The 13,842-nt window shown below is 70.1% G+C and carries 13 protein-coding genes; 7 read left to right on the top strand and 6 right to left on the bottom strand.

The genetic code is table 11. The features are described from left to right. Positions 1 to 55: 55 nt before the first annotated feature. The 5 genes from DN771_RS00555 (at position 56) to DN771_RS30610 (ending at position 5,439) form a co-directional block, all read left to right on the top strand. A complete protein-coding gene (locus tag DN771_RS00555; protein WP_162941385.1) occupies positions 56 to 1,525 on the top strand; it encodes a thioredoxin family protein in 1,470 nt (489 codons plus the stop codon). Positions 1,526 to 1,547: 22 nt separating this feature from the next. Then, positions 1,548 to 2,090 carry a UGSC family (seleno)protein gene (locus DN771_RS30615; RefSeq protein WP_276113392.1) on the top strand — a complete coding sequence of 181 codons (543 nt, stop codon included), beginning with the start codon at positions 1,548 to 1,550 and terminating at the stop codon, positions 2,088 to 2,090. Positions 2,091 to 2,229: 139 nt separating this feature from the next. Then, positions 2,230 to 3,231 carry a glutamine synthetase GlnII gene (glnII, locus tag DN771_RS00540; RefSeq protein WP_116995380.1) on the top strand — a complete coding sequence of 334 codons (1,002 nt, stop codon included), beginning with the start codon at positions 2,230 to 2,232 and terminating at the stop codon, positions 3,229 to 3,231. A 166-nt stretch (positions 3,232 to 3,397) separates the two neighbouring features. Next, entirely contained in the window at positions 3,398 to 4,735 is a 1,338-nt protein-coding gene (locus DN771_RS00535; RefSeq protein WP_193615330.1) for a glutamine synthetase family protein, read from the top strand. Positions 4,736 to 4,737: 2 nt separating this feature from the next. Further along, positions 4,738 to 5,439, top strand: a complete 702-nt coding sequence (locus DN771_RS30610; protein WP_276113388.1) for a response regulator transcription factor — start codon at positions 4,738 to 4,740, stop codon at positions 5,437 to 5,439. 151 nt (positions 5,440 to 5,590) lie between these two features. Here the strand turns inward: DN771_RS30610 and DN771_RS00525 are convergent, their stop codons facing one another. The 3 genes from DN771_RS00525 to DN771_RS00515 form a co-directional block, all read right to left on the bottom strand. Beyond that, positions 5,591 to 6,325 (bottom strand): GDSL-type esterase/lipase family protein, encoded by a 735-nt coding sequence (locus tag DN771_RS00525; protein WP_116995379.1) that lies wholly within the window; start codon positions 6,323 to 6,325, stop codon positions 5,591 to 5,593. A gap of 68 nt (positions 6,326 to 6,393) precedes the next feature. Next, a complete protein-coding gene (locus DN771_RS00520) occupies positions 6,394 to 7,035 on the bottom strand; it encodes a DJ-1/PfpI family protein (protein WP_116995378.1) in 642 nt (213 codons plus the stop codon). Then, on the bottom strand, positions 7,032 to 8,039 hold the full coding sequence (locus DN771_RS00515) for a GlxA family transcriptional regulator (RefSeq protein ID WP_116995377.1): 1,008 nt from the start codon (positions 8,037 to 8,039) through the stop codon (positions 7,032 to 7,034). Before DN771_RS00515 ends, DN771_RS00520 begins: the two co-directional genes overlap by 4 nt. 160 nt (positions 8,040 to 8,199) lie before the next feature. Between DN771_RS00515 and DN771_RS00510 the strand changes: the two genes are divergently transcribed. Beyond that, entirely contained in the window at positions 8,200 to 9,258 is a 1,059-nt protein-coding gene (locus tag DN771_RS00510) for a LacI family DNA-binding transcriptional regulator (RefSeq protein WP_116995376.1), read from the top strand. 191 nt (positions 9,259 to 9,449) lie between these two features. On the opposite strand, the gene DN771_RS00505 is transcribed toward DN771_RS00510, so the two are convergent. The 3 genes from DN771_RS00505 to DN771_RS00495 form a co-directional block, all read right to left on the bottom strand. After that, positions 9,450 to 10,820 carry an 8-oxoguanine deaminase gene (locus DN771_RS00505; protein WP_116995375.1) on the bottom strand — a complete coding sequence of 457 codons (1,371 nt, stop codon included), beginning with the start codon at positions 10,818 to 10,820 and terminating at the stop codon, positions 9,450 to 9,452. A 275-nt stretch (positions 10,821 to 11,095) separates the two neighbouring features. Further along, the gene (locus DN771_RS00500) at positions 11,096 to 12,484 is read right to left on the bottom strand and encodes a pyridoxal phosphate-dependent decarboxylase family protein (RefSeq protein ID WP_116995740.1); all 1,389 of its coding nucleotides are present in this window, start codon (positions 12,482 to 12,484) and stop codon (positions 11,096 to 11,098) included. Positions 12,485 to 12,542: 58 nt separating this feature from the next. Then, entirely contained in the window at positions 12,543 to 12,893 is a 351-nt protein-coding gene (locus tag DN771_RS00495; RefSeq protein ID WP_116995374.1) for a VOC family protein, read from the bottom strand. An 85-nt stretch (positions 12,894 to 12,978) separates the two neighbouring features. Here DN771_RS00495 and DN771_RS00490 point away from each other — a divergent pair, with 85 nt between their 5' ends. Beyond that, positions 12,979 to 13,755, top strand: a complete 777-nt coding sequence (locus DN771_RS00490) for a hypothetical protein (RefSeq protein ID WP_116995373.1) — start codon at positions 12,979 to 12,981, stop codon at positions 13,753 to 13,755. Positions 13,756 to 13,842: the final 87 nt, after the last annotated feature.

Genomic DNA, 13,842 nt, shown 5'->3' with positions numbered 1-13,842 from the left:
TCGGCACGGCGGGGACGACATCGCCGCAGTACGGTTGACGATCGGGGACATCAGGATGACCACGACAGCGACGACCGCCGTGACGGACTCGACCGCTGCGCCGACGCTGCCCGACGGGCTCGTCGTCGTGGTGAAGCAGGAGTGCGCCACCTGCCGGCTCGTCGCTCCGCTGCTCCCCCGCCTCGCCGACGCCGGACCGCTCACGGTGTACTCGCAGGACGACCCGGCCTTCCCCAGCGAGGTCGCCGGCGTCGACGACACCGAGCTCGCCGTCAGCTGGCACCACGACATCGAGACCGTGCCGACGCTCATCCGCGTCGTCGACGGGAGGGAGCAGGAACGCACCGTCGGGTGGTCCCGCGAGGACTGGCAGCGGATCACCGGCATCGCCGATCTCGGCGACGACCTGCCCGTGATGCGTCCCGGCTGCGGCTCGCTGAGCGTCGACCCCGACCTCGTCGACCGGCTGCGGGTGCGCTTCGAGGGCGGCATCCTGCACTCGCGCCGCGTCGAGTTGGCCCGCCAGGAGGACGACATCGAGGCGATGTTCACGCGCGGCTGGACCGACGGGCTTCCCGTCGTCCCGCCCACCGAGGAGCGGGTGATGCGCATGCTCGCCGGCACCACCCGGTCGCCGCGAGACGTCGTCGCCGTCGTCCCGCCCGACCTCGTCGAGGTCTCGGTCGAGAAGGTCGCCATCGCCGCCGTCATGGCCGGCTGCCTGCCCGAGTACCTCCCCTGGGTCCTCACCGTCATCGAGGCGATCTGCAACGACGAGTTCAACATCCACGGCGTCCTCGCCACCACGATGCCCGTCGGACCGGTCATCGTCGCCAGCGGTCCGGGCACCCAGGCGATCGGCATGAACAGCGGCGTGAACGTCTTCGGCCAGGGCAACCGGGCCAACATGACGATCGGCCGGGCGGTTCAGCTGGTGGTCCGCAACGTCGGCGGCGGCCGTCCCGGTGGCGTCGATCGAGCCACCCACGGCAACCCCGGCAAGCTGTCGTTCTGCTTCCCGGAGCTCGCCGATTCGCCGCTCGGCACACTGGCCGCCCAGCGCGGCATCCCGCCCGGCACCGACGCCGTCACCGTGTTCGCCGGCGAGGGGCCGCGCTGCGTCGTCGACCAGATCTCGCGCACACCAGACAGCCTCGCCAACACGCTGGCGTCGTGCCTGCGCACCCTTCATCACCCCAAGCTCGTCATCGCCTTCGACGCCATCTTGGTGCTCGGCCCCGAGCACATCCGCGTGTTCGCCGAGGCCGGCTGGGATCGCGACCGCGTCCTCGCCGAGTTGCACAGCCGCTTGACCATCCCGATGGACGAGCTCGTGCGCGGCGCCGGCGGCATCGAGGAGGGCGTGAAGCCCGGCATCCCCGCCGAGACCCTGCCCAAGTTCCGGCCCGATGGCATCCTGCTGGCCTCGGCGGGAGGCGGCGCCGGCCTCTTCTCGGCGATCATCGGCGGCTGGGCCAACGGCACCACCGGCAGCCAGCCCGTCACGAGGGCGGTCAGCCCGTGAACATGTTCTACGCTGGTTCACGATGAGCGACACGACCGCGGCGCGCTACGTCCTCGACCCGACGGGCGAGCGCGAGGTCGCCGAACGCCGGCGTCTCGCCCGCCCGGCGTCGATCGCCGGCCAGCACGTCGCCCTGCTCGACATCTCCAAGCCCCGCGGCGACGTGTTCCTCGACCGGCTCGAGTCCCGGCTCACCGACGCCGGAGCAACCGTCCACCGCTACGCCAAGCCGACGTTCACCAAACCGGCGCCCGTCGATCTGCGCCACGAGATCTCGGTGCAGTGCACCCTGGTCATCGAGGCGCTCGCCGATTGAGGCAGTTGCACGTCGTGCAGTGTGCACGACATCAGTGACCTCGAGCTCCGAGGGGTTCCGGGTGTGTTCGTCGCGTCTGCCGAGTTCGTCGACGCGGCCGCGACCCAAGCGGCCGCGCTCGGGTTCTCCGAGATCGCCAGGGTGTTCACACCGCACCCGATCCAAGACCGCACCGACGACGAGATGCGGGCCTACGCCGACGCCGCCTTCGACGAGATCGTCGCCGCCGTCACCAGCGGCGGCGGCTGAACCGATTTACACAGCGTTCACAATTGCGCAACGGTTCGGCAACGGATCGACTCCAGGATGAGCGAGCCGCGTTGGGCCAAATCCCTCCGACCCCGCGACGAATCGACCATCCACAAACGAGCGACGAACGAGGAGCCCCGTGGTCTACAAGGCTGAATACATCTGGATCGACGGCACCGAACCGACCGGCAAGCTGCGGTCGAAGACGAAGATCCTCGCGGACGGCGCCGAGCTGCCCGAGTGGGGCTTCGACGGCTCCAGCACGAACCAGGCCACCGGCGACCGCAGCGACTGCGTCCTGGTCCCCGTCTTCTCCTGCCCCGACCCGATCCGCGGCGGCGACGACGTGCTCGTCATGACCGAGGTGTACACCGCCGACGGCAAGCCGCACCCCACCAACACCCGCGCCGCCCTCGTCAAGACGGCCAAGAAGTACGCCAAGCACGAGTCGCTCTTCGGCATCGAGCAGGAGTACACGTTCTTCAAGGACGGGCGCCCCTACGGCTTCCCGGTCGGTGGCTTCCCCGCACCGCAGGGTGGCTACTACTGCGGCGTCGGCTCCGACGAGATCTTCGGCCGCGAGATCGTCGAGGAGCACCTCGAGAACTGTCTCGAGGCCGGCCTCTCCATCAGCGGCGTCAACGCCGAAGTGATGATCGGCCAGTGGGAGTTCCAGGTCGGCCCGCTCGGCCCACTCGAGGTCGCCGACCAGCTGTGGGTCGCCCGCTGGTTGCTGTACCGCACCGCCGAGGACTTCGACGTGTCGGCCACGCTCGACCCCAAGCCCATGAAGGGCGACTGGAACGGCGCCGGCGCCCACACCAACTTCTCCACCAAGGAGATGCGTGAGGACGGCGGCTACAAGTACATCGAGGAGGCGTGCAAGGCCCTCGGCAAGAAGGTCGAGCTCCACGTCAACAACTACGGCCACGGCATCCAGGACCGCCTCACCGGTCACCACGAGACGGCCCCGTGGAACAAGTTCAGCTACGGCGTCTCCGACCGCGGTGCGTCCATCCGCATCCCGCTGCAGGTGTCGCGTGACGGCAAGGGCTACCTCGAGGACCGGCGCCCCAATGCCAACATGGACCCGTACGTGGTCGCCCGCCTGATGGTGGACACGGTCTGCTCGGCAATGTGACGATGCGTCACGATCGGCAATGTGACGATGCGTCACGAGCAGCTGCGGTGATCGCCGGCTGAGCGAGTCTTAGCGAGGCCGCCACGGCCTCGACGTTCGGTACGGGAAGGAGCGGGTCGGCGGACCGCTCCTTCCCGTTTCCGCTCTGGGATGCGAGGATCAGGGAATGCTGGAACAACAGCACGAGTACATCATGAGAGGCGTCGAGGAACGCGGCGTCCGCCTCGTTCGGATGTGGTTCACCGACATCCTCGGGAATCTCAAGAGCTTCGCCATCTCACCGGCCGAGCTGGAGAACGCGCTCGACGGGGGCATGACGTTCGACGGCTCGTCGATCGACGGCTTCTCACGCATCCAGGAGGCCGACGTGCTGGCCATCCCCGATGCCAACACGTTCGAGCTGCTCCCGTGGGGAGACCCCAAGACGCCCGAGGCCCGCATCTTCTGCGACATCCATGACCTCGACGGCTCGCCGTTCATCGGCGACTCCCGCCAGGTGCTCAAGCGTCTCGTCCAGGACGCCCACGGGCGGGGCCTCACGTTCTACGTCGCCCCCGACATCGAGTTCTTCTACTTCGCCGCTCCCGGCCCCGGCGAGCGTCCCGTGCCGCTCGATCAGGCGAGCTTCTTCGACCTCGCCGCCAACGACGTCACGGAGTCACTCCGCAAGCAGACGATCCGCACGCTCGAGTCGATGGGGATCCCGGTCGAGTACAGCTTCCACGAGGACGCGCCGAGCCAGCAGGAGATCGACCTGCGGCACACCGACGCCGTGTCGATGGCCGACAGCGTGATGACGTTCCGGCTCATCGTCCGCGAGCTGGCGGTGTCCCAGGGACTCCACGCGACGTTCATGCCCAAGCCGCTGCAGGGGGTGCAGGGATCGGGGATGCACACGCACATGTCGCTGTTCCGCGGCGACGAGAACGCCTTCTTCGACAGCGACGACGACTACAACCTGTCGCCAACCGCCAAGGCCTTCGTCGCCGGCCTGCTGCACCATGCGGCCGAGATCACGGCGATCACCAACCAGACGGTGAACAGCTACAAGCGCCTCGTGCCCGGGTTCGAGGCGCCCGTCCACGTCTCGTGGGCCCGCAACAACCGCAGCGGCCTGATCCGCATCCCGATCGCCAAGCGCGGCAACCCGCTGGCGACCCGCCTCGAGTACCGCTCGCCCGATCCGGCCTGCAACCCGTACCTCGCCTTCGCCGTCATCCTCGCCGCCGGCATGAAGGGGGTTGACGAGGGCTACGAGCTGCCCGCCGAGGCGGACGCCAACCTGTTCGAGATCGACGACGACGTCCTCGACAAGATGAACATCAGCCGGTTGCCGCAGTCGCTCGCTGAGGCGCTGAACGCCATGGAGGGCTCCGATCTCGTGCGCGAGACGCTCGGTGAGCACATCTTCGAATGGTTCCTGCGCAACAAATGGCGAGAGTGGCAGGACTACAAGACCCACGTGTCGGACTTCGAGATCGACCGCTACCTGCGAGCGTTGTGACCATGTCCGCCGCCAGCAGCCCCGACCTCCTGGCCGTCTACGCGACGACGGTGGCGCCGGAGCTGGCGCGGACACTCGACCTCGGCGGATACCGATGGAAATCCGTCGCCACGGCCGCCGAGGCGGCCGAGCACGAACCGCCCGAAGGGTGGGCGGGGATGGTGGTCGACGCCACCGCCGACTCGGTGACGGCGTGGGCGTTCATCCGCTCGTTCCGCAAGAGCAGCTCGGCGTCGGCATCGACGCGCCTGCTCGTGCTGATCAGCGGGGCGCAGATCTCCGACCTGGAGCTGCGCGACGAGTTGTTCGACGACTTCTGCCTCCTGCCGGTGCACCCGGCCGAGTTGGAGGCCAGAGTGCGCCATCTCCTGTGGCGGACCGGGGCCGAACCGCAGGCCGACCTCGTCGAGTACCGCGAGCTGATGCTCAACGTGGCGACGTACCAGGCCTCGATCGCCGGTCGCCCCCTGGACCTGACGTACATGGAGTACGAGCTGCTCAAGTTCCTGTCGCAGAACCCCGGCAAGGTGTTCACCCGTGAGGTGCTGCTGAACCGGGTGTGGGGTTACGAGTACTACGGCGGCGCCCGCACCGTTGACGTTCACGTGCGCCGTCTGCGGGCCAAGCTCGGCGAGGAGTACGCCTCGATGATCGAGACCGTGCGGTCGGTGGGCTACCGCTTCGGCCAGACCCGCTGGTCGTAGCGCCGACCAGATCATCACGTCGTAGCGCCGACCAGATCATCACGTCGTAGCGCCGACGACGGCGCGATCGTCATTCGGTCCGCGCCATGGTCCGCTCCGGACCGCTGCGCTGACGAAATCACCGCTGCCCGCATCCGGAGGGTGAGCCGGGTCAGCCGCTGGCCATCCAGGTCTGGATGCGCGAGGTGACGACGGTGACGAACTGCGCGCTCCCCTCGTCCGACGGATGCACCCCGTCGCCACTGAGCATGCCGTCGTCGGGGGCGACCGACGACCACGACCCGATGGTGGCGTTGCCGCGCTCGGTCAGGATCTCGGTGAGGACCTGATCGAACATCTCGGAGGCCTCCTCGCGCACCGACAGGTAGACGTCGATCCACACGAGGGGCGCGTCGGCAGGGATGAGGGAGAGGAGGGCGCGGATCTGCTCGGCGTACTCCTCGGGCGTCGAGTACTGACCGACGTCGTTCGTGCCCAGGGCCACGACCCACAGGTCGGGGGTGCCGTACTGATCGAGCATCTCGGTGATGGCGTCGACGCCTGAGTCAGGATCGGACCCGGACGTGAGGCGGCGACCGATCTCGGCGTCGATCCTGAGATCGATGTCGAGCGTCTGGGCGGCCGCCTCGAGGCTCTGTGTCGCCCCGACGGTGAGGGAGTCGCCCACCATGGCGACGAACCGGCCGGATCGGGGCACGGCGCCGTCGGGCCCGCCGAGCACGATGCCGGGACCGTCGGGCGGGATCGTGTCCGACGACAGCTCGATGACGCCACCGGCGTCTCCGGCGCCGTCGTCTCCCCCGCATGCGCCGAGACCGACGGCGGAGCCGGCGATCAGCAGGGCAGCGAGCAGGGCGGAACGCCGGCGTACGGCAGGGAACGGCACCGCCGTAGTTTGCCCGCCCGCGGCGCCCGCCGCCCGTCAATCCGTCACGAAACCGTCACATCACGTCGTCAGGACCGCACCGACGCGTACTCGATGACCCTCGTCATCACGACGTCGTCAGCCTTGTCCTGCGAGCCGCAGTCGAAGGGTGGCTGCGGGTCGTACTCGATGAACAGCTGCGCCGCCTTGGCTGCGGTCTCGTCCACGAGGAGCTCGACGAGCCGGAGGGCCATGTCGATGCCCGACGACACGCCGGCCGATGTGATGAGGCGCCGGTCGAGGTGCTCGACCACCCGTCGTGAGGTCGGCACGGCGCCGAGCTTGTCGAGATCGGCGTAGGCCGACCAGTGCGTGGTAGCCTCCAGGCCGTCGAGCAGTCCGGCCGCGGCCAGCACCAACGACCCGGTGCACACCGACGTGGTCATCGTCGTCGTCTCATGGGCCGTCCGGACCCAGTCGAGCACGCGCTCGTCACGAACCAGGGGGCGGGTGCCGATGCCGCCGGGGAAGACGAGCACGTCGGGCCGCGGGACCTCTTCGAACGTGGCGTCGGCGATGATGCCGAGCATGCCATTCTCGCTGCGGACCTCGCCTCGCTCGTGGCCGACGAAGATCACGTCGAACTCGGGGATCCGCTGCAGTACCTCGTAGGGGCCGACGCCGTCCAGCGCCGTGAACTTGGGAAACGTGGCGATGGCGATCTGTGTCATGACTGGGGTGACCTTTCTGGGATGCCCGGCGTGCCGGGCTGGGAAGGATGGGCGCCGAAGCGCTTGCGGTAGTCGTCGGGCGCGACGCCGAGATGGCGATGGAACGCCCGGCGCAGGGTCTCGCCGGTGCCGAACCCACAGCGCCGGGCGACCGCCTCGGTCGTCGCCGGTTCGGCCTCGAGCAGGCGCCGGGCGGCGTCGATGCGGACCCGCTCGACGTAGCGAGCGGGCGACATGCCGACCTGACGAGCGAACACGCGGGTGAAATGCCGCTCGCTCATCCCGACCCGGGCGGCGAGGACGGGCACCCGGTGGTCGTCGCCGGGGGCCGCGTCGATCAGGTGCTGGGCCTCGCGTACCGGCTCGGAGGCGGCCCGCTCGATCCACGTCGGCGCGGCGAACTGACTCTGTCCCCCGGGCCGGCGGAGGAACATCACGAGCGAGCGGGCGATGTTCTGGGCCACCTCGACCCCGCAGTCGTCCTCGACGAGGGCGAGGGCCAGGTCGATGCCCGCCGTGACGCCGGCCGACGTCCACACGTCGCCGTCGCGGACGAAGATCGGGTCGGAGTCGACGGTCAGCTCGGGGTGCTCTCGCTGCAGCCGGTCGGCGTAGAGCCAATGCGTGGCGACCCGCCGGCCGTCGAGGAGACCGGCGCGGGCGGCGATGAAGGCTCCGGTGCACACGGTGGCGAGGCGGCGGGTGCGACCGGCGGCCGCCGACAGCCAGGCGACCTCGGGAGCTTCCGCCGGCAGCCGTCTCGTCGCCGAGCCGCCCGGCACGATCACCGTGTCGAACGAGGACCGCTGGTCGGGCCACTCCGTCGCCACGATGGCGAGCGAACTGTCGCTCACCACGGGGCCGGCGTTGCGGGCGACGACCCTGACGTCGTAGGCGTCGGCGCCCATCACCGCGTTGGCCGTGGAGAACACCTCGTGGGGACCGACGATGTCGAGGGCCTGAACGCCGTCGAAGGCGAGTACGGCGATAGTCCGGGCGGTCATGGTGCCATCGTGCGCCGCGGCACCAACGGCGTCAACGACATGGTCCCCACGATTTCCGCCACCCGACGCGTGGCTCCTCTCGGCACGACGGGAGCGGGCGAGTACGCTGGGGTGCCGTGATTGCGGCAGTCGGCGAACGCTGAGCACGACACCCTGCGAGATGGCCAGAGTCACGTTGCAGACGATCGCCGACCGTGTCGGCGTGAGCCGGATGACGGTCTCCAACGCCTTCTCGCAGCCCGATCAGCTCTCCGGACAGCTCCGTGAACGGATCCTCGCCACCGCCGACGAACTCGGCTACGCCGGGCCCGACCCGGCCGGCCGTGCCCTCGCCCGGGGGACCACCGGCGCCGTGGGCGTCCTGCTCACGGATTCGCTCCACGAAGCGTTCTCCGACGAGGTCGCCGCTCGCTTCCTCGGTGCCATCGCCGACGAGCTGGCCCCGACCGGCTTCGCGATCACGCTGCTCACGTCGAGCGAGCGCGCCGATGTCGTGCCGGCTCGCGACGTCGCCATCGATGGCGCCCTGATCTACTCCTGCGTCACCCGCTCGACGGCCAAGGACTGGCTCGTGCGACGCCGTCTACCGATCGTCGTCGTCGACGGCGACTCGAGCGACGGGATGGGCGCCGTCAACATCGACGACCGCGGCGGGGCTCGCGCCGCCGCCCAGCATCTCGTCGAGCTCGGACACCGCCGCATCGGCATCGCCACGCGATCGCTCGACGGGACGGTCGGTGTCATCGACGCGGCGACCTACACCGCCGAGATCTCCGGCCACCCCCAGCGAGAGCGCATGCTGGGCTGGACCGATGCCCTGCACGCGGCGGGCATCACGCCGGCCGTCACGGTCGCTCCGGACAACACCGACGCCACCGCCCGCATCGCCGCCCGTCAGCTGCTCACCGGCCCCGAGCGGCCCACGGCCGTGCTCTGTTACTCCGACCTGATGGCGCTCAACGTCGTCGGTGTGGCCAACGAGCTCGGCATCTCGGTCCCGGCCGAACTGTCGGTGGTCGGCTTCGACGACGCCGCCGCCGCCGACCGGGCCTCTCCCGGCCTGACCACCGTGCGGCAGGACGTCATCGCCAAGGGCCGGGCCGCGGCCGCCGCCCTCGTCGGCGCCATCAGCGCGCGCCGCGCCGGCAGCATCGAACCGGCCGCCAAGTTCGTGCTACCGACCGAGCTGGTCGTGCGGGCGAGCACCGCGCCCGTCTAGTGGTCTGTCGCCGGATTGTTAAGGGTGTCTCGCTTGCTGGATCTCGCCGCTGGCTGCGTTGCTCGTCCTCGAAAGACTGGGCGTATGCCTTCGTCCTCGCGCCTTGCCAGCGACGAGCCCAGCGGCGCGATCCACCTCACCAACTCGACGACAGACCACTAGAACGACGGCCGAGCCGGGACGGGAGCCGTTCAGTCGACGCGCTGGATCGCCGCGGCGACGCGACGGTGGGCGCGGAGGCGGTCGTCGACGTCCGGGTGGACGAGTCGTCCGTCACGCACGACCGGGCGCCCGTGCACCACCGTGTGGCGGGCGAAGACCGGCCCGCTGCGCAGCCATGCCTCCACCGGGTCGGCGATGGCGCCCGCGAACACCGGTCCCGTCAGGGGCCAGACGGCGACGTCGCCGACCGCACCGGCGGTGAGCTCGCCCAGCTCACCCGTGCGGCCGAGGCAGGCGGCCCCGCCGCGCGTCGCCATCTCCAATGCCATCCGGGCGGTCGCCGCGTCGGCGCCGTTGCGCAGCTTGGCGAGCAGCATCGCCTGACGGGCCTCGAGCCACAGGCTCGCCGAGTCCGCCGACGACGAGCCGTCCACGCCGAGGCCGACGTGCACCCCGGCGGCCCGAAGGGCGACGACGGGCGAGATCCCCGAGGCGAGGATGAGGTTGCTCGACGGGCAGTGGGCGACGCCGACTCCGGCGGCACCGAGACGGCCGACCTCCTCCGGGTTGGGCATCACGCAGTGGGCGAGCCACGCCCGGTCGGTGAGCCATCCGGTGCGGTCGAGGTAGTCGGTCGGCCGGCACCCGAACGTGGCGATCGAGAACTCGTCGTCCTCGGCGTTCTCGGCGAAGTGGGTGTGCAGCCGGACGTCCAGCCGTTCGGCCAACTCGGCCGAGCGCACCATCAACGACTCGGTCACGCTGAACGGTGAACACGGCGCCAAGGCGATGCGGACCATCGCCCCGTGCGCGCGGTCGTGATGCCGCGACACCGCCTCCTCGCTGGCGGCGAGGATCGAGTCGTCGTCGGACACCACGTCGTCGGGCGGAAGACCACCGTCCTTCTCGGACAACGACATCGAGCCGCGCGTCGGGTGGAACCGCATGCCGAGGTCGCGGGCGGCGTCGATCTCGGCGGTGAGCAGGTCACCAGCGCGCTGCGGGTGCAGGTAGAGGTGATCGGTCGACGTGGTGCAGCCCGACAGGGCGAGCTCGGCGAGGCCCACCCACGCCGACAGGTAGGCGGCCTCCGTGTCCAGTGCGCTCCACAGCGGGTACAGCGACTGCAACCATCCGAACAGCGGCTTGTCCGTCATCGGCGGGTAGGCCCGCGTGAGGTTCTGGTACAGGTGGTGGTGGGTGTTGATCAGCCCGGGCGTGACGAGGCAGTCCGTGGCATCGAGCGTGGTGGCGGCGACGGGCGCCGGGCCGGTACCGACCGCGGCCACCAGACCGTTTGTGACCGCCACCCAGCCGCCTTCCAACTCGGTCCCGGCGTCGTCCATCGTGGCGACGCAGCGGGCGTTGGCGATGACCAGGTCGAAGGTCTCGTCGGGCATGCCCCGATCCTGCCAGGCCCGCAGCGCTCACGCCCGCCGACCTGACGGGATGTGCCTGGCACATGCCTCAGAGGTTTGTGCTGATCGTTGCGGTTCTCGCAATCGTCGACGCACGCCTCGACGTCCAGGCGGTGAGATAGTGCCAGGCACTATCCGGGACGGGGCCCGGAGGTTTGCAGGATGAACTTCGGGCCGCCTGACGCGGCCGGAAACTCACGATCGATTCGGCAATCGCTTCTGACGGGGTGTGATTGGCACATCCCGTCAGACGACCACTAGCGGAGGGAGTCGATGATGGCGGCGAGGTCGTCGGGTGTGGTCTCCGGGTTGACGATGCACCAGCGCAGGACGGTCTCGTCGCCCCACGCCGACGGGGTCACGAAGGACTCGCCGTCGCGCAGCTGGGCATCGCTCCAGCGCTGGTAGTCGGCCGCCGTCCAGCCGAGGCGGCGGAACATCACGATCGTCAGCTCGGGCTCGACCACCAGTTCCAGGTGCTCGGCAGCCCGGACGAGCTCGGCGCCGGCGTGGGTGGTGCGCAGCGTCGCCTCGACCGCCTCGCCGTAGGCCTCGGTGCCGTAGGTGGCCAGGCTGAACCAGAACGGCAGGCCGCGGGCGCGCCGTGACAGATGGTGGGCGTAGTCCGACGGGTTCCAGTCGAAGGCATTCTGACTGGCGTGCTCGTGCTCGGTGTGCAGCACATCGAGGTACTCGGCGTGCTGCGTGTGGGCCCGCCGGGCCACGGCGGGGTCCCGGTAGACGAGGGCGCACGAGTCGTACGGCGCGAACAGCCACTTGTGCGGATCGACGATGAAGCTGTCGGCCCGCTCGATCCCGTCGTACAGATGGCGAATGCTCGACGCGGTCAGCCCCGCCCCGCCGTACGCCCCGTCCACGTGGAGCCACACGCCGAGGTCGGCGGCAGCGTCGGCCGCCGCCGCCAGATCGTCCACCACCCCGGCGTTCGTGGTGCCCGACGTGGCGATGACGGCGAACAGTCGCTCGCGCTCGTCGTCGTCGAGACGCGCGACCGTGGCATCGAGCGCTGATCGCGTGAGCTTGCCGCGGGGGTCGGCCGGGACGCTGACGACGTCGGCGTCCATCGCCCGCGCTGCTTGGGCCACCGAGGAGTGGGCGCCGCCCGACGTGAGCATCAGGCCTCGTGTGCGATCGTGCCGGCCGCCTGCCCGTTCCCGCCAGCGCCATCTCGCGGCGAGCAAGGCGCTGAGGTTGCCGGCCGTGCCGCCGCTGACGAACACGCCACCGGCCGCCGGCGGGAACCCGGCGAGATCGGCCAACCAGCGCAGGGCCTCGTTCTCGGCGTAGACGGCTCCGGACGCCTCGAGCCACGATCCGCCGTAGATGCTGGACGCTCCGACGACGAGATCGAACAGGATCGAGGCCTCCGTCGGCGCCGCCGGCACGAACGACAGGTACCGCGGGTGGTCGACCGAGAGACAAGCGGGCGCGAGGACGTCGCCGAAGACACGCAACGCCTCGAGGCCCCCCAGCCCTTCCGGCGTGATGGTGCGCCCGGCGCGTTCGCGCAGCTCGTCGGGGCTCAGCGGGTGATCGAGGGGCGGAGGCATCATGCGGACGCGGTCGACCGCGTAGCGGACGACGGCGTCGGTGAGCGCTTCACTCGCCGCGTCGGGACGATGCATGGTCACCCGGGCGATCGTACGCATCCCCGGCGCCGGCGCCGGCCGCGCCTCCGTGCCGTCAGCCGGGAGCGATGCAGAACTCGTTGCCGTCGGGATCGGTGAGGGTGACCCAGCGGAAGTCGCCGGCAGTGCGCGAACCGAGGCTGGTCGCCCCGGCCTCGACCCAACGGCCGACCTCCTCGTCGAGATCACCGTCGGTGTGGACGTCCAGGTGGAGCTTGTTCTTGCCCGGTGTCGGATCGTCGACCTTCTGGAAGGCCAGCTGCGCGGGCAGGGAGCCGCCGGCGACGAGCACGAAGAACCCCTCGTTCTCGGCGATGATCTCGGCGCCGAAGCGCTCCGCCCACCAGCGAGCCAGCGGCACGGGGTCGACGGAGTCGAACGTGATCGAAGCGATGTGGACGGCCATCGCCGGACGCTAGCCCAGCAGCCTGCGTGCGACGCGAGTCGCTCTACGATCGGGCCTGCGAGGGTAACTCCGTCCGGATCCGCCCATGACCCGACTCAGCCGGCACCACGACAAGCTTCTCCGCGAGCTCGCCACGATCAAGCGCGAGCGGGCCGAGCTCCAGCGGTCAGGCGGTTCGGAGAAGCGTCTCGATCGGCTCAGAGTGCGCGAGCGAGCGGTCACCGGCGCCATCCGCCGCGTCCGGTGGCACCTCGGGCTGCCGCTCGATCTCGAGAGCCAGGGAGCGGATCGCGACCCGGACGATCGCAATGACCGGATCGCGCGACCCAGGCCGACCAAGAGATGGGGCCGTGCTGAGGAGGCCCAACAGGTTGCCGAGCGTCAGCGGGTCAGGCCGGTGCCCGTGACCACCGCGGACCCCGCCGATGGCGAGTCCGACGGCGCCCTGTCGGATCTGATCGGCTTCGCCGCCCGGTATTGCGGTCGTCATGCTGCTGAGGAGGCTCTGGCGTCGCGGCCGCAGCCCACCGATGAGGCGAGAGTGATCGGCCGCCTCGCGGCACGCGGGTATTCATCGGCCGACTCGTTCGACGTGGCGCGTGCCACCGTGCGCTGTTTCGTCGAGGAGTACCGAGATCACACGCTGGAGGCCGACGAGTCCGGTGAGGCCGACGCTGACCAGTTGGAGCGCGACGCCTGCGCGGCGATCGCCGCGGCCATCCGCACGGTCGTGTCCACACGCGGCTTGACGATCGACGAGGTCGCGGCCCTCGGCGGGCTGCACCTCGCTCGCCCCCGGCCTCGACCTGCACAACCGGTCGTCGACGACCCGCCGCCGGTTGACGCGCCGCCCTCGGTCTGATCCAGCGATCCCGTGGACACGCTCGAGACGTGAGCATCATCTGCGCACATCCGCTCGGCAAGCCGGATCGCCGGAGAGGTCGGGGGC

Origin of the sequence: Desertimonas flava (assembly GCF_003426815.1) — a bacterium.
Classification (GTDB): Bacteria; Actinomycetota; Acidimicrobiia; order Acidimicrobiales; family Ilumatobacteraceae; genus Desertimonas; species Desertimonas flava.
Note: the sequence above shows the minus strand (reverse complement) of the source record. Positions and strands in the feature narration are given on the sequence as shown.

Excerpts from the sequence above, each read along its gene's own strand:
- DN771_RS00555 (WP_162941385.1), top strand. The coding sequence starts at position 56 with ATGACCACGACAGCGACGACCGCCGTGACGGACTCGACCGCTGCGCCG.
- DN771_RS00510 (WP_116995376.1), top strand. The coding sequence starts at position 8,200 with ATGGCCAGAGTCACGTTGCAGACGATCGCCGACCGTGTCGGCGTGAGC.
- DN771_RS00495 (WP_116995374.1), bottom strand. The coding sequence starts at position 12,893 with ATGGCCGTCCACATCGCTTCGATCACGTTCGACTCCGTCGACCCCGTG.
- DN771_RS00505 (WP_116995375.1), bottom strand. The coding sequence starts at position 10,820 with ATGCCCGACGAGACCTTCGACCTGGTCATCGCCAACGCCCGCTGCGTC.
- DN771_RS00500 (WP_116995740.1), bottom strand. The coding sequence starts at position 12,484 with ATGCATCGTCCCGACGCGGCGAGTGAAGCGCTCACCGACGCCGTCGTC.
- DN771_RS00535 (WP_193615330.1), top strand. The coding sequence starts at position 3,398 with ATGCTGGAACAACAGCACGAGTACATCATGAGAGGCGTCGAGGAACGC.
- DN771_RS00490 (WP_116995373.1), top strand. The coding sequence starts at position 12,979 with ATGACCCGACTCAGCCGGCACCACGACAAGCTTCTCCGCGAGCTCGCC.
- DN771_RS00515 (WP_116995377.1), bottom strand. The coding sequence starts at position 8,039 with ATGACCGCCCGGACTATCGCCGTACTCGCCTTCGACGGCGTTCAGGCC.
- DN771_RS30610 (WP_276113388.1), top strand. The coding sequence starts at position 4,738 with ATGTCCGCCGCCAGCAGCCCCGACCTCCTGGCCGTCTACGCGACGACG.
- DN771_RS00520 (WP_116995378.1), bottom strand. The coding sequence starts at position 7,035 with ATGACACAGATCGCCATCGCCACGTTTCCCAAGTTCACGGCGCTGGAC.